At 69.8% G+C, this 18,572-nt stretch carries 15 protein-coding genes; 5 read left to right on the top strand and 10 right to left on the bottom strand.

Features of this window, described 5'->3' with window-relative positions; genetic code table 11:
- Positions 1-40: 40 nt before the first annotated feature.
- The 4 genes from E1202_RS05510 to E1202_RS05495 all read right to left on the bottom strand — a co-directional run bounded on the left by E1202_RS05510 (position 41) and on the right by E1202_RS05495 (position 5,763).
- A complete protein-coding gene (locus E1202_RS05510; protein ID WP_235877735.1) occupies positions 41-922 on the bottom strand; it encodes an alpha/beta hydrolase family protein in 882 nt (293 codons plus the stop codon).
- A gap of 41 nt (positions 923-963) precedes the next feature.
- A complete protein-coding gene (locus tag E1202_RS05505) occupies positions 964-3,639 on the bottom strand; it encodes a bifunctional acetate--CoA ligase family protein/GNAT family N-acetyltransferase (RefSeq protein ID WP_235877733.1) in 2,676 nt (891 codons plus the stop codon).
- A gap of 12 nt (positions 3,640-3,651) precedes the next feature.
- Positions 3,652-4,827 (bottom strand): acetoin utilization protein AcuC, encoded by a 1,176-nt coding sequence (locus E1202_RS05500; protein WP_132681450.1) that lies wholly within the window; start codon positions 4,825-4,827, stop codon positions 3,652-3,654.
- 84 nt (positions 4,828-4,911) lie between these two features.
- Positions 4,912-5,763, bottom strand: coding sequence for a sulfurtransferase (locus tag E1202_RS05495; RefSeq protein ID WP_132681530.1), 852 nt, complete (start codon positions 5,761-5,763; stop codon positions 4,912-4,914).
- Between the two features lie 122 nt (positions 5,764-5,885).
- Here E1202_RS05495 and E1202_RS05490 point away from each other — a divergent pair, with 122 nt between their 5' ends.
- From E1202_RS05490 to galE, 3 genes are all read left to right on the top strand, one after another.
- Complete coding sequence (locus tag E1202_RS05490) at positions 5,886-6,581, top strand: metal-dependent transcriptional regulator (RefSeq protein WP_132672608.1); 696 nt, start codon at positions 5,886-5,888, stop codon at positions 6,579-6,581.
- Entirely contained in the window at positions 6,578-7,756 is a 1,179-nt protein-coding gene (gene galK / locus E1202_RS05485) for a galactokinase (protein ID WP_132681449.1), read from the top strand. Before E1202_RS05490 ends, galK begins: the two co-directional genes overlap by 4 nt.
- Before the next feature lie 63 nt (positions 7,757-7,819).
- A complete protein-coding gene (gene galE, locus E1202_RS05480; RefSeq protein ID WP_132681448.1) occupies positions 7,820-8,782 on the top strand; it encodes a UDP-glucose 4-epimerase GalE in 963 nt (320 codons plus the stop codon).
- A 26-nt stretch (positions 8,783-8,808) separates the two neighbouring features.
- Here the strand turns inward: galE and E1202_RS05475 are convergent, their stop codons facing one another.
- Positions 8,809-9,909 carry a DUF4192 domain-containing protein gene (locus E1202_RS05475; RefSeq protein WP_132681447.1) on the bottom strand — a complete coding sequence of 367 codons (1,101 nt, stop codon included), beginning with the start codon at positions 9,907-9,909 and terminating at the stop codon, positions 8,809-8,811.
- A 191-nt stretch (positions 9,910-10,100) separates the two neighbouring features.
- Positions 10,101-11,882, bottom strand: coding sequence for a Xaa-Pro dipeptidyl-peptidase (locus tag E1202_RS05470; RefSeq protein ID WP_132681446.1), 1,782 nt, complete (start codon positions 11,880-11,882; stop codon positions 10,101-10,103).
- Between the two features lie 149 nt (positions 11,883-12,031).
- On the opposite strand from E1202_RS05470, the gene E1202_RS05465 reads away from it, so the two are divergent.
- Complete coding sequence (locus E1202_RS05465) at positions 12,032-12,325, top strand: hypothetical protein (protein WP_132681445.1); 294 nt, start codon at positions 12,032-12,034, stop codon at positions 12,323-12,325.
- Here the strand turns inward: E1202_RS05465 and E1202_RS05460 are convergent.
- Entirely contained in the window at positions 12,312-13,052 is a 741-nt protein-coding gene (locus E1202_RS05460) for an SDR family oxidoreductase (protein ID WP_132681444.1), read from the bottom strand. The two genes, E1202_RS05465 and E1202_RS05460, sit on opposite strands and share 14 nt — an antisense overlap.
- Before the next feature lie 23 nt (positions 13,053-13,075).
- Entirely contained in the window at positions 13,076-13,576 is a 501-nt protein-coding gene (locus tag E1202_RS05455; protein ID WP_207918474.1) for a methyltransferase family protein, read from the bottom strand.
- Between the two features lie 150 nt (positions 13,577-13,726).
- On the opposite strand from E1202_RS05455, the gene E1202_RS05450 reads away from it, so the two are divergent.
- Complete coding sequence (locus E1202_RS05450) at positions 13,727-15,004, top strand: aminotransferase class I/II-fold pyridoxal phosphate-dependent enzyme (RefSeq protein ID WP_132681442.1); 1,278 nt, start codon at positions 13,727-13,729, stop codon at positions 15,002-15,004.
- A gap of 68 nt (positions 15,005-15,072) precedes the next feature.
- Here the strand turns inward: E1202_RS05450 and E1202_RS05445 are convergent, their stop codons facing one another.
- Positions 15,073-15,507 carry a hypothetical protein gene (locus E1202_RS05445; protein WP_132681441.1) on the bottom strand — a complete coding sequence of 145 codons (435 nt, stop codon included), beginning with the start codon at positions 15,505-15,507 and terminating at the stop codon, positions 15,073-15,075.
- 202 nt (positions 15,508-15,709) lie between these two features.
- Complete coding sequence (locus E1202_RS05440; protein ID WP_132681440.1) at positions 15,710-18,535, bottom strand: vitamin B12-dependent ribonucleotide reductase; 2,826 nt, start codon at positions 18,533-18,535, stop codon at positions 15,710-15,712.
- Positions 18,536-18,572: the final 37 nt, after the last annotated feature.

Below are 18,572 nucleotides of genomic sequence, written 5' to 3'. Positions count from 1 at the left end.
CCTTTCACACCATTCACCCGGCCGGTGCGCGCACCTGCGGTCAGCGCTCGAGGACGCCGTTCATCCAGTCCTCGATCCAAGCCGCCATCTCCGCGGAGCTCCGCGTCCACTTGAAGTGGTCCACCGGCCCGCCCGCGTCGTCGCCCGTGTAGTGCCGGGTGGTGCGCTCGGCCCGGGTGGAGTGCTTGACCAGGTCGTCCATGGACGAGGTCGGCGCCAGCTCGTCGTTGTCCACGGTCACGGTCAGCAGCGGGGTCGTCACCTCGGCCAGGGCGGCGTCGTAGTCGAGGTCGGACCCGGTCAGCCGCCAGCGCCCGGTGCGCGCCTGGCGCGCCCAGTCGCGCATCAGGCCGGTCGCCTGCCTGCCGCCGAAGACGTAGCCGGGCCAGTACCCGAGCAGAGTCGATCCCAGTGCGATCGTCTGGGTTCCCAGCAGCGAGTAGTAGTACTTGGCCAGGCCGGGATAGCCCCGGTACCAGACCGAACCGGTGGCGATCAGCGCCGCGCCCCGGACCCGGCCGGGGTTGGCTGCGGTGTGCAGCAGCGCGATCTGACCGCCGAGGCTGTGGCCGAGGACGAACCGGGGCGCCCTGGGGAGGACCGATTCGACCAGGTCGAGCACGGCGTCGAGGTCGTTGACGAAGTCCTGGTAGCCGAAGTGGACCCCGCGCCGGGGCCGCGGCTTGTTCTCGCCCTGGCCGCGCACGTCGTAGGACACCACGGTCACGCCGAGCCGGTGCAGCTCGGCGACGAACCGCCGGTAGTAGCCGGCGGGCACGCCCATGGCCGGTGCCAGCACGGCGACCGGCGCGCTCGGGTCGTCCTGCTGCAACGCGCGCACCTTGATCCGGTATTGGCCCGCGGGGACCACGCCGAGCACGGGGGCGGGCGCGTCGATCTTCCGGGTCGTGACCTCATCCACGCGCACAGATTAACGGAACTAGCACGTTCCGTCTGTGTCCCCTATCGCAGTCTTCGCGGCCCGGTGTCCGGAACCGCCGCGGATTCGCCCAGCGACACCTTGGCCCCGGTGACCGCAGCACCGTTCGGCGAGGCCAGGACCGGCTGCAACACCAGCTGGCGCACCTCGGGCAGGTCCTCGGCCAAGGTCGCCACCCGCAGCACCAGGTCCTCCAGCGCGGACAGGTCGGCCGGCTCCACACCCCGGTACCCGACCAGCAGCGGCGCGGCCCGAGGGGCCCGCACCAGCGTGGCGACGTCGACATCGGTCAACGGCAGCGCGCGGTACGCCTTGTCCCCCAGCAGCTCGCTGGCCACGCCGGAGAGCCCGAACGAGACCAGCGTGCCGAACGACGGGTCGTCGATGAGGTCGATCACGCACGAGGTCCCGCGCCCGGCCATCCGCTGCACGTAGACCTCGTCGATCCCCGAGACCCGACGCACGTCGGCGTACGCCGTGCGCACCGCCTCCGGACTGCCCAGGTCCAGCCGGACCCCGACCAGGTCGTTGCGGTGCCGCAGCTTGGCGCTGGTGGACTTCAGCACCACCGGGTAGCCCAGCTCCTCGGCCGCGGCGATCGCGCCGTCGACGTCGGTGACCTTGCGGAAGGGCACCACCTCGATGCCGTAGCAACCCAGCAGGCGGACGGTGCGCTCGTCGCCGAGCTCGACCACGCCCTCGGCCAACCACTGCTCGACCAGCGAACGCGCCTGCTCGCCCTCCACCTCAGGCCGCACGAAGTGCCCCTTCGGCGCCGCACGCCACTTCGCGTAGCGGGTGACGCGGGCCAGCGCGAGCACCGAGCGCTCCGGGCTCGGGTACGACGGCACCGAGCCCTTGCCCGTGGTCCCGTCCGGTCCCGGCACCACCAGTTCGTCCGGCACGCCTTCGGCCGCCAGGAACGTGGTCACCACCGGCTTCGAGCGCGCGGCATCGGCCTCCTGCAGTGCGTTGCGCAGCGCCCGCGCGTAGGCGGTTCCGGGCACCGCCACCGGCGGGGCGAACACCGTGATCAGCGCATCGACGTCGTCGCGCAGGGCCGCATCGCGCACCGCTGCGGCGAACTCGTCCGGTCCGGCCACCGCCCCGACGTCGACCGGCTCGTGCGCCAGCTGCAGCCCCTGCGCCTGGGCCACGTCGGCGGCGATCATGCCCAGCGCCGAGGAATTGCCCACGATCGAGACCCGGTCGCCCTGCGGCAGCGGCTGGTGCGCGAGCAGCAGCGCGGTGTCGAACATCTGCGCCACCGACTCGACCCGGATCACGCCGGACTGCTCGAACAGCGCCTGCACGCTCGTCTCGTCGATCTCCACCGTGGTCGCCGCCAGGCCCGCGCGCACCGAGTTTCGGCCCGACTTGACCACCACGACCGGCTTGCTGCGGGCCAGCCGCCGGGCGAGCCGCCCGAACTTGCGCGGGTTGCCGAACGACTCCAGGTACAGCAGCACGACGTCCGTGGCCGGATCCGTCTGCCAGTACTGCAGCAGGTCGTTGCCGGACAGGTCGGCGCGGTTGCCCGCGGAGACGAACGTCGACAACCCGAGCCCGCGCTCGGTCGCGGTCTCCAGGATCGCCACGCCCAGCGCACCGGACTGGCAGAAGAACCCGGTGCGGCCACGTCCCGGCAGCTGCGGCGCGAGGCTGGCGTTGAGCCGGAACTCCGGATCGGGGTTGACCACGCCGAGCGCGTTGGGGCCCACCACCCGCATGCCGTGCACGCGAGCCGCGCGCACCATCTCGCGCTCGACCTCGCGCCCCGCCGGACCCGACTCGCTGAACCCGGAGGAGACGATGACCAGTGTTTTCACGCCCTTGGCCAGGCAGTCGTCGAGGACCTCGTTGACGCTGGCGGCCGGGATCGCCACCACCGCCAGGTCGACCTCGTCGGGGATGTCGAGCACCGAGGCGTAGGCCCGCACCCCGCGCACCGAGCGGTGCTCGGGGTTGACCGGGTAGACCGGGCCCGTGAAGTCCGCGGTGAGCAGGTTGGTCAGCACCGCGTGACCGATCTTGCGGTGATCCGTGGAAGCCCCGATCACCGCCACCGACCGCGGGCGCAGCAGGTTGTGCACGCTGCGCGCCTCAGCGGCCTGCTCCCTGGCTCGGGCCACCGCCACCGATTCCTCGGTCGGGTCGATGTCGAACTCCAGGTGCACGACGCCCTCCTCCATGGCTCGGCTGACCTGGTAGCCGGCGTCGCGGAAGACCCGAACCATCTTCGAGTTCTCAGCCAGGACCTCGGCCACGAAGCGCCGCAGACCGCGCTCCTGCGCCGCGGCCGCGAGGTGCTCGAGCAGGATCGAGCCCAGCCCGCGCCCCTGGTGACCGTCCTCGACGACGAACGCGACCTCGGCGGACTTCTGCTCACCGAGCCGATCGAAGCGGCCGACCGCGACGATGTCGTCGCCGAGCAGCGCGACCAGCGCGATCCGGTTGAGGTAGTCGACCTGCGTGAACCGCCGCACGTCGCGCTCCGGCATCCGCGGGTACGGGCCGAAGTAGCGGTAGTACCTGGTCCTGTCGCTGAGCCGACCGTGGAAGGCCAGCAGCTTGTCCTTGTCGGCCGGGACGATCGGCCGCAGGTGCACGGTGCCGCCGTCGGACAGCACCACGTCGGCTTCCCACTGCCGGGGGTAGTCCTGCTGCGGCCCGGCCTCCTCTCCCAGCACTTCGTCCACTTCGGATGCTCCTCAGTCGCGGCTGTCTGCCGGGTCCAGCCCGAGCAGCGGGAAAACCGCGTGCCGGGCGTCGCGGATCGCGGTGTCCACCGCCGAAGCGGTCACCCCGGTCCAGGGTTCGAAGGACGGGTCGGCCCCGTCCGACATCGACGTCGGCATCGGTACGTTCTGCGCACGCCGGACGGCGTACGCGATCCAATCCTCAGGGATGGTCGTCTCCGGCGCTACGTCCCGGTTCAGCAGCGTCGCCAGCAGGTGGGTCCACGCCCTGGGCACCACGCGGAACAGCGAATATCCCCCGCCGCCGAGCGCCAGCCACTTGCCGCCGGCGTAGCTCTCGGCGAGTTCGCGCAGGTCCTGGTAGGTCGCACGCTGCCCGTCGACCGTCATCGACAGGTCGGCGAGCGGGTCGTCGCGGTGCGCGTCGGCCCCGCACTGGGTGACCAGCACCTGCGGGCGGAACTGGTCGAGCACCGAGGGCACCACCGCGTGGAAGGCGCGCCGCCAGTCCGCATCACCGGTGCCCGGTGGCAGCGGGATGTTGACCGCCGTGCCGTCGGCGTTGCCCTTGCCGACCTCGGTGGCGAAGCCGGTGCCCGGCCACAACGTCACCGGGTGCTGGTGCAGCGAGATCGTCATCACGCGCGGGTCGTCGTAGAAGGCCGCCTGCACACCGTCACCGTGGTGCACGTCGACGTCGAGGTAGGCGATGCGTTCGACGCCCTGCTCCAGCATCCAGGCGATGGCCACCGAGCAGTCGTTGTAGACGCAGAACCCGGCCGCGTGATCGGCCATCGCGTGGTGCAGTCCCCCGGCGATGTTGACGGCGCGGTCGGCCTGGCCGGACACGATCTGCTCGGCAGCCTTGATCGACGCGCCCGCGATCAGGGCCGACGCCTCGTGCATCCGGTCGAAGACCGGGTTGTCGTCGGTGCCCAGCCCGTGCCCGACCTCCCAGCCGCTCAGCGGGGCCGAGCGAACGGCGGCCATGTACTCGGCGGTGTGCACCCGCAACAGGTCCCGTTCGGTGGCCGGCTCGGGCTTGAGCGTCTCCACGCCGTCGAGCAGGCCGAGCGCGTCGGCCAGCCGCATGGTCAGGTCCAGGCGGATCGGATGCAGCGGATGGTGCCCGCCGAGGTCGTACTCGAGCAGCGACTCGTCCCAGACCACGGCCAACTGAGAACCCATGGGCGGGACGCTACCCGCAGGAAGCCACCCGCCACAGGGTCTCGGCCGCGTGACCCGCCGAACCGGATCGATCTTGCGAGGGCCTCAGCCCGGGTCCGCACCGGTGGCCGCGGGCCGCGCGGGGTCCGCCGCCCAGTTCGACCACGAGCCCGCGTACAGCGCCGCCGGGTTGCGCGCGTCGGTGACGCCGGCGTGCTCCAGCGCGAGCAGCACCGAGCAGGCGGTCACGCCCGAGCCGCAGTAGGCGCCGACCGCGCTGTCGCCGGTCACGCCCAGCGCGGCGAAGCGCTCGGCCAGCTCTTCCGGAGAACGCCAGCGCCCCGACTCACCGGTGTGCTCGCTGAACGGCGCGTTGCGCGCTCCGGGGACGTGCCCGGCGCGCGGGTCCACCGGCTCGACCTCACCCCGGTATCGCTCCGGGGCCCGCGCGTCGAGCAGCACGCCGTCGCGAGCCAGGCCGGCCGCCTGGTCCGCGTCGATCACCGGCATCGCACCGGGCCGAACCCGGAATCCACCGTCATCGGGTTCGGGAACCTCGGTGGTGGTCGGCTTGCCCTCGGCGGTCCACGCCGCGTAGCCGCCGTCGAGGACGGCGACCGAGCGGTGACCGGCCCAGCGCAGCAGCCACCACGCCCGGGCCGCTGCCGAACCGTTGTCCGCGTCGTAGACCACCACGGGCCGGTCGGCGTCCACACCGGCCCGGCGGAGGACCTCCTGCAGGGCCGCCGGATCGGGCAGCGGATGCCGGCCGGCGGTGCTCGGCTCGGACGCCAGCTCGGCGTCCAGATCCACGAAAACCGCTCCGGGCAAGTGCCCCTCGGCGTAATCCTCCCGTCCCGGTGGTCCGAGCAGTGACCACCGCACGTCGAGCAGCGTCGGGTGCGGATCCGCACTCAGCGCGGACATGAGATCATCGGTACTGATCAAGGGATGCATGACGGCCTTTCGAAGCCCGCCGACGAGGTCGGTCATCAATCTTGGCTGTCAACTCCCCGGCCACTGACCGTTGTCGCTGGCAGCGACTAGCATCGTGGTTGGGACTTGAATGGGGAGCCGACGTGAACGATCTCATCGATACCACTGAGATGTACCTTCGCACCATTTACGACCTCGAGGAAGAGGGTGTGGTGCCACTCCGGGCCCGGATCGCCGAGCGCCTGGAGCAGAGCGGACCCACCGTGAGCCAGACGGTGGCCCGCATGGAGCGCGACGGTCTGCTGATGGTCGCCGAGGACCGCCACCTCGAGCTGACCAAGGCCGGTCGCGCCCGGGCGATCAGCGTCATGCGCAAGCACCGCCTCGCCGAACGGCTCCTCGTCGACGTGATCGGCCTCGAGTGGGAGCACGTGCACAACGAGGCGTGCCGCTGGGAGCACGTGATGAGCGAGGCCGTCGAGCGCAAGCTCGTCAAGCTCCTCGGTGGCCCCACCACGTCCCCCTACGGCAACCCCATCCCGGGACTCGACGACCTCGGTGTCGATCACGTCGAGAGCGCGGTCGACGGCGAGCTCCAGCGAGTCGACGAGATCGCACGCAACGGCGGTGGCCGCGCGGTCATCCGCCGCATCGCCGAGCACGTGCAGCTGGACCCCGACCTGATGACCGATCTCAAGGAGGTCGGCATCGTGCCGGGCAACGAGGTCGAGATCCTGTCGGTGGTCGGGGCGAACAAGCCGATCGAGGTACGCGGCCAGAGCGGTACCGCCGAGCTGACGTCGAGCATCGCGCACGCGGTCATGGTGACCGCCAAGTGACCGTCTCCGAACGCGCGGCGGAGCTGTTCGCCGCTGAGCACGGCCGCACCGCCAGCGCGGTGTGGTCGGCCCCGGGCCGGGTCAACCTGATCGGTGAGCACACCGACTACAACGACGGTTTCGTGCTGCCGATGGCGATTCCGCACCGGGTGGCGGTGGCCATCGGGCCGCGCGAGGACGGCAAGCTCGTGAGCGCGACGCTGGGCGACGACGGCGAGCTCCACCAGGGCGATGAGGTCGTCGTCGACGACCTCCGGCCCGGTTCCCACGCCGGCTGGTCCGCCTTCCCCGCCGGCGTCGCGTGGGCGCTGCGGGAAGCCGGTTTCCCCGTGCCCGGACTGAACCTGGTGATCGTCGGTGACGTCCCCACCGGCGCGGGCCTGTCGTCCTCCCACGCGCTGCAGTGCGCTGTTGCGCTGGCGTTGCTCGACCACCTGGGCCTGGCGCCGGGCGAGCCGGACGCGCCGGGCCTGGCGGAGATCGCTCGAATCGTGCAGCGCTCGGAGAACGACTACGTCGGCGCTCCCACCGGCCTGCTCGACCAGACCGCGTCGCTGCGCTGCGTCGAGTCCCACGTGCTGTTCTTCGACGTCCGCTCCGGCGAGGCCGAGCAGGTCCCGTTCGACCCGCGCAGCGCCGACCTGGAGCTGCTGGTCATCGACACCCGCGCGAAGCACTCGCACAGCGAATCCGGTTACGGAGAACGCCGGAAGGGCTGCGAGCGGGCGGCGGAGCTGCTGGAGGTCAAGGCACTTCGGGACGTCTCGGCGGCGCAGCTGCCTGCGGCGCTGGAGCAGCTTCCGGACGAGCTCCAGCCGCTGGTCAAGCACGTGGTCACGGAGAACGAGCGAGTGCTGTCCACCGTGGAGCTGCTGCGCTCCAGCGGTTACGCCGAGATCGGCCCGCTGCTCAACGCCTCCCACGCCAGCCTCCGCGACGACTACCGCGTCTCCTGCCTGGAACTCGACGTCGCAGCGGACGCAGCGGTGCAGGCCGGTGCACTGGGTGCGCGGATGATCGGCGGCGGCTTCGGCGGTTCGGCGATCGCGCTGATCTCCACCGCCGACCGGGAGCGGATCGAGTCCGCCGTCCGGTCCGCGTTCGCCGAGCGGAGCCTCACCGAGCCGCGCGTGTTCATCGCGATACCCTCCGCCGGTGCGGGACGGGACCTGTGACGAGCTCGTCGACCTCCGCTTCCCGCTGAATCGACTAGTTTTCCCACGGAAGGCAGTGCGCAGTTGAAGCTCCTGGTCACAGGCGGTGCCGGTTACGTCGGAAGCGTGTGCGCAGCACGCCTGGTGGAGGCGGGCCACGAGGTCGTCGTGGTCGACGACCTGTCCACCGGGCATGCCGACGCGATCCCGGACGGCTGCAAGTTCGTCGAGGCCGACATCGCCTCCGCGGCGAGCGAGCTGCTCGCGGAGCGGTTCGACGGTGTGCTGCACTTCGCGGCCAAGTCGCTGGTCGGCGAGTCCATGGAGGACCCGCAGAAGTACTGGCAGGGCAACGTCGTCACGTCGCTGCGCCTGCTGGATGCGATGCGCGAGCACGGCACGCCGCGACTGGTGTTCTCCTCGACGGCGGCGACCTACGGCGAGCCCGAGGTCTCCCCGATCACCGAGGACCTCGCGACGCGGCCGACCAACACCTACGGTGCCACCAAGCTCGCGATCGACCACGCGATCACCTCCTACGCGACCGCGCACGGCATCGGTGCGGTCAGCCTGCGGTACTTCAACGTCGCCGGGGCGCACGGCGCCTTCGGCGAGCGGCACACCGTGGAGACCCACCTGATCCCGATCGTGCTGCAGGTCGCGCTGGGTCAGCGCGAGCAGGTGCAGATCTTCGGCGAGGACTGGCCCACCGCCGACGGCACCTGCGTCCGCGACTACATCCACGTCACCGACCTCGCCGACGCCCACCTGCTGGCGCTGCAGAACGCCGAGGCAGGCCAGCACCGCATCTACAACCTGGGCAACGGCACGGGCTTCTCGGTCAAGCAGGTCATCGACACCTGCCGCGAGGTCACCGGGCACCCGATCCCGGCGAAGGTCGCACCGCGCCGAGCCGGCGACCCCGCAACCCTGGTGGCCTCCAGCCAGCGGGCGCGGGAGGACCTGGGGTGGCAGCCCCAGCGCGCCGACATCGGCGTGATCGTGCGCGACGCGTGGGAGTTCACCCGCGCGCGTCACGCGTCCTGATCGCTTCTTCCGCTTCTTCGCGCACATCAGCAGCCTCCGTCCTCGTCGAGCAGGAGCTGGGCGTCGTCGACCGAGTGCCGGGCGATGACGGCCAGCTCCGCGGGCGGGATTCCGGAGTCCATGGCTTGCCGGAGCAGGATGCCGAGTGTGTGTCCGGGCCTGGCCTTCTCGATGCGTTCCAGGGCCACACCCGCCAGCGCGCCCTCACCGCGCACGTAGGCCGAGAACGCCAGCAGCGCGGCGACCTCGGCGAGCTCGGGGTCCGGTGCCTTGCGCACGAGCGTCAGCCAGAGCTCCTCGGCCGGGCGCGCCAGTTCGCTCAGCGCGGTGCCCATCACGATGTCCCGCACGCGGGTGTCCGCGACGGCGTGCAGCACGCCCAGCAGGTCGTCCTCGGTGAGGGCGGAGCCTCCGGCGATGCGCTGGATCGCGCCGAAGACCTTGCGCAGGTCTTCGGTGACGCGTGACGGGTCGTAGGAGTCGATGGCCTCCTCGGCCAGCGCGTCGAGCTTCGCCGACCAGCGGCTGATCACCTCGTGCGATTCGGGCGCGACGAGTTCGCGCAGTTCGTCCCTGCTCCCGAAGGTCACCGTTCCCTCGGCGGCCATCACAGCTCCCATCGCGGATTCCTTCGGATCCGCGACGACTCCGCGGCAGCCCTCGTCGAAGTAGCACCGCCACTTCTCGCCGGCCGCGATCTCCGGCACGTGCAGCGCGTGAGCCGTCACGATCCCGGCTTGCAGCAGCGTTTTCCGGACCACGTCGATCAGGCCGAGCATCGGCGGCTCGGAGTCGGGGCCGGGCTCGTCGGACTCGTGGCACCTGCCGCCGCAACTCTCCGGGCAGCCCGAGTAGTTGGGTTTGTCCCCGACCACGACCAGGATCACGCCTTCGGCGTTGTTCCTGTTCAGGGGCCCTGTCAGCAGGAATTCGCCGAACGCGCAGGCGTTGGAGGGGCACGGCAGGTCCACGCGCATGGTCATGCCGAACTTCGGTGTGCCGGTCAGTTCGTGCAGCGTCAGCAGCACGAAGGAGTTGACCGGGTTGAACCCGATCATGTGCGGTAGCGCGGCGAGCACGTCACCGGGATCGCTCATCGATATCTGGGTGTTCAGTCGCGTTGTCATGCCACAACGATGGAGTCGAAAACCGGCTCGACGGAAGAGGTTTCGCGAATCTCTGGACAACTTAGTCCGCTGTGGACAGTTCAAGACCGAAACGCTCGGAACCCCACCGGTCAGCGACGATCGATCAGGCTAACTTCGCCACTCCATCGAAGGTTGCTCTGCGCTACCGCACCGAATTTCATGAAACCCGCTCACGAAATACTTCCGACGGCGGGAATCGAGATGCTGGTGCGCGCCAGGTCCAGCCGCAGCCCCGCGCCCGGTTTGGGGCGCAGCGTGAAGTCGCGGTCGCTGGAGAGCACCACCACGCCCAGCCGGTGCCCGGGTGCGAACACGTAGTCGTCGGGCTGCATGGTCACGGTGATCGCGTAGTTCTGCCCGGGCTCGATCGGCGTGGTGCGGTCCAGCGCCTCCCTGTTCTGCGGATCGGTCCACCCGCGGGTGACCACCGAGACCGAACCGTCCGGAGCCAGGTCGACCAGCAGAGCGGTCACGTTGGCCGCCGGGCGGTCGAAGGTCAGCGCCAGGTCAGCGCGCACCTCACCGCTGACCCGCGCCTGCTCGGCGAGCGGCTCGGTGAAGTAGGCCAGCCTGTTCGGCGAACTCGGTGCCGCCGCGAGCTCCTCGGCCAGCAGACCGGCGTCGTCGGTGAGGCCTTCCACCACCTCAGCGGCGGGGTTCGCAGCGCTGAGACCGCCTCGCTGCGGTCCACCCGCGCTCGGGCGCAACACCGTCTCGGCGGCATCCGGGGCGGGCCATTCGGGTTCCTCGGTCCAGCTGCCGTCCTCGCGTTGCACCGTCGCGCGCGGCTCGCCCTCGACGCCGTTGGGCACGTCGTGGAGGTAGCGGGTGAACCAGCGGTTCAGCGTCCGCAGCCACTCCTGCTCGCGCAGCTTGATCGGGTCGGTGTGGCCGGACTGGTGCCACCAGATCTTGTGCGGCACGTCGTGCTCCCGCAGCGCCCGGTACCACTGCGCGGCCTGGCGCGTCTTGACGTTCCAGTCGTTGAGCCCGTGCACCGACAGCACGGCCGCGTGCACCTCGTCGACGTCGTCGAGGTAGTTGCGCTCGTTCCAGAACCGGCTGTAGTCGCCGGTGATCCGGTCCTGCTCAGCGGTGAGGCCGTCGATCACCGGGCGGCACGGTTCCCGGTCGGCGCGGGTGTGGACGTACTCGGCCAGCACATCGGCGTCCTCGCCCTGGTAACCGCCGGGCGCGACCACGGCCCCGTCTGTTCGGTAGTAGTCGTACCAGTTCGAGATCGCGCCGATCGGGACGATCGCTTCGAGGCCTTCGACCCCCGTGGAGGCCACGGCGTTGGGCAGGGTGCCGTTGTAGGAGACGCCCATCATGCCGACCTTGCCGGTCGACCAGTGGGCTTGAACCGGCGCACCGCCGGCGTCGTGGCCGGGTGCGCGGCGGTTGAGCCAGTCCACCACGGACTTGGCGCCGATCGTCTCGTTCTCAGCACCGGTGGTCGGGCATCCCGTGGACTCCCCGGTCCCCAGCGACTCGGCGTAGACCACGGCATAGCCCCTGGCCAGCAGGTACTTCTCGTAGGCCCAGTCGATCTCGGCGGCGACGGCGACCCGCTCGTCGCCCGTCGTGCGGCGCATCGTGCGCGGGCCGCTCTGCTCCGGCACGTGCAGCTCGGTGTCGACGTTGTGGTTGGGCACGTCGTTGCCGCCCGAGAAGTACGGGCTGGCCTGGTAGGCCACCGGGACCCGCAGGCCTTGGTCCGACTCCTTCGGCCGCACCACCTGGACGTGCACCCGGTCCTGCTGACCGTCGTGGTCGCTGTCGACGGGCGCGGTGACGAACAGGTCCTGGCGCACCGCCTGAGCCGGGTCGAACACCGGCTGCGCTTCACCGTCGGAGAACACCGGGCCCTGCGGCGGTTGGGCCGCCGCCGTGGACCCGACCAGGGGCAGGGCGAAGATCGCCGCGAGACAACCGGTCACAACGCGCCGCATGCAGGCTCCCGAATCTGGAAGAAGGACGAGACCAGCACTTTTCTTAGCGCGAAATGGGAAGTCAATCACCGATGCGGCGGGTTCCCGCCAGAACCACCCGGGCGGCAGTAAGGTCGAAGCGTCGGGACCGGAACCAACGAGGAGTACGCATGTCGATTCCGTCCAGCCTGCTGACCTCGGCCGGTTTGATCGGTGGCTTCGCGGTGGCTCGCGCCTCCCAGCACCGGCACTGGGGCGGAGTCGTCGCGGCAGGCGCAGGTCTGGGCGCGATGGAGGTCTGCCGCCGCCGCGCCGGTGTGGTCCCGGCACTGGCCCTGGGAGCGACCTACGGAACGGCACTGGCGGGCTCGCACCCGCTGGCGAAGAAGATCGGCGCCTGGCCCTCGGTGTTCGCCGTGACCGCCGCGACCGCGACCGCGGCCCACCTGCTCACGCGCCGCTGAGGAAGTCCTCGAACGTCGCCCGTCCGACGGCGCGGTCCGGGACGAGGTTCTCGCCGGCGCGCAACGCCCTGAACACAGCGCCCGGCGGCCTCAGCCGGAGCACCCGCCTGCGAAGACCACGGGCCTCGCAGTACGCGCGGGTCAGCTCCGCGTGGCCGCGCACCTGCGGTCCGCCCATGTCCGGCACCCGACCGGCAGGTGTCCCGTCCACCAGCTCGACCAGCCGCTGGGCGACCTCGTCCACCGCCATGGGCTGGAACCGCACGTCGGACAGCGCCGCGACCACCGGCGAGCGGCGTTGCACCGAGGCGATCGCGGCGATGAGGTCGTGGAACTGCGTGGTGCGCAGAACCGTCCACGGCAGGCCGGAACCCATCACCAGGCGTTCGGCTTCGAGCTTGGCCCGGTAGTAGAACAGCGGGATCCGGTCGATGCCGACGATGGAGATGTAGACCAGGTGCGGCCGACCCGACCGACGAGCCGCCTCGACGAGGTGTCGGGTGGCCACCGCGTCCTTGCCACCGTTGGTGGTGGCGCAGTGCACGATCGCCTCCGCGTCGCGGACAGCGGCCCCGATGCCCTCGCCGGTGCGCAGGTCACCGACCACTCGTTGCACCACCGGCCGACGGCTGAGCACGCGGACGTCGTGCCCGGCTCCGCGCGGCAACCCCACCACGACGCTGCCGAGCGTGCCCGTACCGCCGGTGACCAGGATCGATCGGCCCATGACTCGGTCCTCTCGTCATTGCGCTACTGGTGCCGGGGACGCAGCCGCGGGATCCAGGCCGGAACCGCGCTCCGGTAGCACTCGTAGTCGGCGCCGAAGCGGCGGACCAGCGCCGGTTCCTCTCGCCAGCGCACGTACGGAGCGACGAAGCACCACAGCACCAGCGGGTACAGCAGCGCCCACAGGCCTCCGAGCAGCAGCGGCTCGCCGATGAGCACCGCGAACAACGCCACGTACATCGGATTGCGCACGTGCCGGTACAGCCCGCCCACCACCAAGTGGTCGGGAGCTGCGACCGGGACCGGTGTCCCCCGGCCCTCCCGGACGAACCTGCTGAACGCGTGCACGAGGACCGCCGCACCCGCGAGGATCAGCGCACCTCCCAGCACCCGAGCCAGCCACCAGTGCGCGACGGGCTCCTGCCATCGGAAGCCCGTGAGCAGCCACGGCACGAGAACGGTGACCGTCCCCGGCCCGGCGACGAAGAACACGGCACTGCCGACGGTGGCCGATGACCTGCGCACGAGTCCCACCATGCCGCTTGTCGAGGGTCTGCACCAGCACCCACGTGGTCACCTCCGGCGCGCAGGCCCGCGTGCCGTCTCAAACCGGGTTGCAGGTGAGAGCTAGGCTGTTTGCCGACCCGTTACTCGACACGGCGAAGGAAACAACCGGTGCCTGATCCAGCTTCATCCATTGAAGAGCTGACCGCCCAGCGCGACCGCGCCCACCAGGAGTTCGCAGATCTCGTGGCGCGCGGCCTGAAACTGGATATCACCCGAGGAAAGCCATCGCCGAAGCAGCTGGACCTGTCCAACGAGCTGCTCGACCTCGCCAGCGGAACCGACGCCGACGGTGCTGACCTGCGCAATTACGGCGGGCTCAACGGCCTGCCCGAGCTGCGGGCGATCTTCAGCGACGACCTTCAGGTACCGGTGGACCAGCTGCTGGCGGCGGGCAACTCGAGCCTGGAGCTCATGCACGACGCCCTGGTCTTCGCGCTGCTCAACGGCGTGCCCGGTGGCTCCCAACGCTGGGTCGCCGAGCAGGAGATCGCGTTCCTGTGCCCGGTTCCCGGCTACGACCGCCACTTCGCGCTGTCGGAGCGGCTGGGCGTCAAGATGATCACCGTCCCGATGACGCCCGACGGCCCGGACATGGACGTCGTCGAGCGGCTGGTGGCCGAGGACTCCCGGATCAAGGGCATCTGGTGCGTGCCGAAGTACAGCAACCCGGACGGTGCCGTCTACTCCGACGAGACCGTGCGCCGGCTCGCCGGGATGAGCACCGCGGCGCCGGATTTCCGGATCTTCTGGGACAACGCCTACGCGGTGCACCACCTCACCGATGACGAGGCCGAGATCGCCGACGTGCTGGCGCTGTGCGCCGAGCACGGCAACCCCGACCGCGCGCTCGTGTTCGGCTCCACCTCGAAGATCACCTTCGCGGGTGCGGGCGTGGCGTTCTTCGGCTCCTCGCCTGCGAACGTCGAATGGTGGCTGGCCTCGACCTCCAAGCGCAGCATCGGCCCGAACAAGGTCAACCAGCGGGCGCACGCCCGGCTGCTGCGCGACGCCGCCGGCCTGCGCGAGCACATGCGCAAGCACGCCGCGCTGATCCGGCCGAAGTTCGAAGCCGTGGACAAGATCCTCAGCGCCGAGCTGGGCGGCACCGGGCTGGCCAAGTGGAGCAACCCGGCCGGTGGCTACTTCATCAGCCTGGAGGTCCCCGAAGGCTGCGCCAAGGCCGTCGTCGCCAAGGCCAAGGAAGCGGGTATCGCCCTCACTCCCGCCGGTGCGACCCACCCCTACGGGGACGACCCGACGGACTCGGTGATCCGCATCGCGCCGACCTTCCCGGAGCTCGCCGACGTCGAGGCCGCCACCGCGGGCCTGGCCGTCTGCGTTCGCCTCGTCGCCACGGAGAAGATCCTGGCCGAGAAGCAGTCCTGATCTGAACGCGACGAAGGCCGGTGCGGTTCCTCGGGAACCGCACCGGCCTTCGTCGTGGGAGCGGGGTTTCAGCTGGAAGCCTCGTCCTGGAGGACCAGCGGCCAGGCATCTTCGTAGTAGATCCCGGGTTCAGGAGGGACGGGTTCACCGGTGTCGGGGTCGACGCACCCGATGTCGAACGCCTCAGCGGCGCTCACCGGCCTGACCGTTCCGCCTTCGATGAACCAGCCGTACACGCGCTTGATCAGGAAGTCGCTGCCCTGGGCGTCGGTGAACGCGACCTCGTCGGTGAGCGAGTAGAGGACCAGCGACACCATCGTCCCCTCGCGCAGCAGATCGTCGAGGAAGCGCTCCACTTCGGGAGTGTCCAGGACCAGCTCACCGCGGTGGTCCAACACCGCCAGGGTGTCCACGGACCAGTCCGGAAACCCCGTCACGGTCAGGACGTGAACCCCCGGCGCGGCGAAAACCACCGCGTTCTTCAGCAAGCTTCGTGCCCGCATCTCCACCTCCGCGTGTCTCGGTGCGGACGAGAGTGCCGAACCCGAGGCTCACCGCTCGTCGTCTCGAGACCCCCACTTCGCGGCTCTCCCCCGAACGTGGGCACGGCTGCTGGGCAGATGCGGAAGGTGTTGACACGAAAGAAGTCCGGAGTGGGCGTGTTGGTCACGCCCACCCCGGACTTCGATCATTCAACGCTCAGGCTCAGCTGCAGCCCGAGGTGGAGCCGCAGCCCTCGCAGAGGTAGCAGGAGCCGGACGGGCGCATCTTCGTGCCGCAGGTCATGCACAGCGGCGCGTCGGCGGCCTTGCCCAGCTGGAGCTCGAGCAGCTCGGTGGAGCTGCCCGCGCGGACCTCCTGCTTGGACTCGGACTTCTCCTCGGCCTTCGCGTAGTCCACCGTGGACCGCATGGTGTCCAGGTCGACGTTGTCCGAAGACTGAGCCGGTTCCGTGTTGTTGACCTGGGCTTCCCGCTCGTCCACGGTGAAGATGCCCAGCTGGGCGCGCTTCTCGTAGGACAGGTAGTCCAGCGCCAGGCGGCGGAACAGGTAGTCCAGGACGCTGCTGGCCATCCGGATGTCCGGGTCGTCGGTCATGCCGGCGGGCTCGAAGCGCAGGTTCTGGAACTTCGAGACGTAGAACTCCAGCGGGATGCCGTACTGCAGACCCACCGAGATCGACATCGAGAAGGCGTCCATCACACCGGCCAGGGTCGAACCCTGCTTGCCGAGCTTGACGAAGATCTCGCCCAGCCCGTCATCGGGGTACGAACCGGCGTGCAGGTAGCCCTCGGCACCGCCGACGGTGAACGACACCGTCTGGCTCGGGCGCTTCTTCGGCAGGCGCTTGCGGACCGGGCGGTACTCGATCTGCTTCTCGACGACCTTCTCCGACTCGCCCTTGTCGCCCTTGCCGGCGGACAGCGGCTGGCCGACCTTGCAGTTGTCGCGGTAGATCGCCAGCGCCTTCAGGCCCAGCTTCCAGCCCTCGAAGTAGAGCTCCTCGACCTCTTCGACGGTCGCCGACTCCGGCATGTTCACCGTCTTGGAGATCGCACCCGAGATGAACGGCTGCACGGCGGCCATCATCCGCACGTGGCCCATCGGCGCGATCGAGCGCTCGCCCATCGCGCAGTCGAAGACCTCGTAGTGCTCCTGGCGCAGACCAGGCGCGTCAACGACGTGACCGTGCTCGGCGATGTACTCGACGATCGCCTCGATCTGCTCTTCCTGGTAGCCCAGGGCCTGCAGGGCGCGCGGGACCGTCTGGTTGACGATCTGCATCGAGCCGCCGCCGACCAGCTTCTTGAACTTCACCAGCGCCAGGTCGGGCTCGACACCGGTGGTGTCGCAGTCCATCATCAGGCCGATGGTCCCGGTGGGGGCCAGCACCGACGCCTGGGCGTTGCGCCAGCCGTTGCGGCTGCCGATCTCGAGACCCTGCTGCCACACCTCGGTGGCGAGCTTGTGCACGGTCTTGTCGTTGTGGTGGTAGGTGCGCACCAAGTCGTTGGCGGCGGCGTGCTTGCGCATGACCCGCTGGTGGCCCTCGGCGTTGCGGGCGTAACCCTCGTAGGGGCCGACGACACCGGCGAGCTCGGCCGAACGCTTGTAGGCAGTACCGGTCATCAGCGAGGTGATCGCCGCCGCCAGCGCACGACCGCCGTCGGAGTCGTAGGCGTGGCCGGTGGCCATCAGCAGCGCGCCGAGGTTGGCGTAACCGATGCCGAGCTGGCGGAACTTGCGGGTCGTGACGCCGATCGACTCCGTCGGGAAGTCCGCGAAGCAGATCGAGATGTCCATCGCGGTGATGACGAACTCGACGGCCTTCTCGAACAGCTCGGCGTCGAAGGTCAGGTCATCGCGCAGGAACTTCATCAGGTTCAACGAGGCCAGGTTGCAGCTGGAGTTGTCCAGGTGCATGTACTCCGAGCACGGGTTGGACGCGGTGATCCGGCCCGTCTCCGGCGAGGTGTGCCAGTCGTTGATCGTGTCGTCGTACTGGATGCCCGGGTCGGCGCATTCCCACGCGGCCTTGGCCAGCTTGCGGAACAGGTCGCGGCCCTTGACGGTGTCGATCACGTCGCCGTCGGTGCGGGAGCGCAGGCCGAAGTCGTTGTCGCTCTCGACCGAGCGCATGAACTCGTCGGAGACGCGCACCGAGTTGTTGGCGTTCTGGTACTGCACCGAGTTGGAGTCCGCGCCGCCGAGGTCCATGTCGAAACCGGCGTCGCGCAGCGCGCGGATCTTGTGCTCCTCGCGCGCCTTGGTCTCGATGAACTCCTCGACGTCCGGGTGGTCGACGTCGAGCACGACCATCTTGGCCGCGCGGCGGGTCGCGCCACCGGACTTGATGGTGCCCGCGGAGGCGTCGGCACCGCGCATGAACGAGACCGGACCGGAAGCGGTGCCGCCGGAGGACAGCAGCTCCTTGGAGGAGCGGATGCGGGACAGGTTCAGCCCGGCGCCGGAACCGCCCTTGAAGATCAGGCCCTCTTCCTTGTACCAGTCGAGGATCGACTCCATCGTGTCGTCGACCGACAGGATGAAGCAGGCCGAGACCTGCTGGCGCGAGCTGGTTCCCACGTTGAACCAGACCGGCGAGTTGAAGCTGAAGACCTGGTGCAACAGCATGTAGGTCAGCTCGTGCTCGAAGATCTCCGCGTCCTGGTCGGTCGCGAAGTAGTCGTTCTCAACGCCGGAGGCGACGTAGGTCTTCACGACGCGGTCGATCAGCTGCCGCAGGCTGCCCTCCCGCTCATCGGTGCCGACGGCACCGCGGAAGTACTTGCTGGTGACGATGTTGACCGCGTTCAACGACCAGAAGTCGGGGAACTCGACCCCGCGCTGCTCGAAGTTGACCGAACCGTCCCGCCAGTTGGTCATCACCACATCGCGACGCTCCCACTTGACGTCGTCGTAGGGGTGCACCCCCTCGGTGGTGTAGACGCGCTCGACCCGGATGCCCTTGCGAGCATCTGCTTCCGGCTCCCCCGCTGCGCCGGCCGGGCTACCGACGGTCTCTGTCATGACCTGCCCCTTTTCCTTCTTCATCGCTCGCTCAGTC

The organism is Saccharopolyspora karakumensis (assembly GCF_004349225.1).
GTDB classification, from domain to species: Bacteria; Actinomycetota; Actinomycetes; order Mycobacteriales; family Pseudonocardiaceae; genus Saccharopolyspora; species Saccharopolyspora endophytica.
Note: the sequence above shows the minus strand (reverse complement) of the source record. Positions and strands in the feature narration are given on the sequence as shown.

Bases quoted from the DNA above. Each gene is read 5' to 3' on its own strand.
- E1202_RS05500 (WP_132681450.1), bottom strand. From the start codon at position 4,827: ATGGGTTCTCAGTTGGCCGTGGTCTGGGACGAGTCGCTGCTCGAGTAC.
- E1202_RS05495 (WP_132681530.1), bottom strand. From the start codon at position 5,763: ATGCATCCCTTGATCAGTACCGATGATCTCATGTCCGCGCTGAGTGCG.
- E1202_RS05475 (WP_132681447.1), bottom strand. From the start codon at position 9,909: ATGACAACGCGACTGAACACCCAGATATCGATGAGCGATCCCGGTGAC.
- E1202_RS05470 (WP_132681446.1), bottom strand. From the start codon at position 11,882: ATGCGGCGCGTTGTGACCGGTTGTCTCGCGGCGATCTTCGCCCTGCCC.
- E1202_RS05465 (WP_132681445.1), top strand. From the start codon at position 12,032: ATGTCGATTCCGTCCAGCCTGCTGACCTCGGCCGGTTTGATCGGTGGC.
- E1202_RS05460 (WP_132681444.1), bottom strand. From the start codon at position 13,052: ATGGGCCGATCGATCCTGGTCACCGGCGGTACGGGCACGCTCGGCAGC.
- E1202_RS05445 (WP_132681441.1), bottom strand. From the start codon at position 15,507: ATGCGGGCACGAAGCTTGCTGAAGAACGCGGTGGTTTTCGCCGCGCCG.
- E1202_RS05440 (WP_132681440.1), bottom strand. From the start codon at position 18,535: ATGACAGAGACCGTCGGTAGCCCGGCCGGCGCAGCGGGGGAGCCGGAA.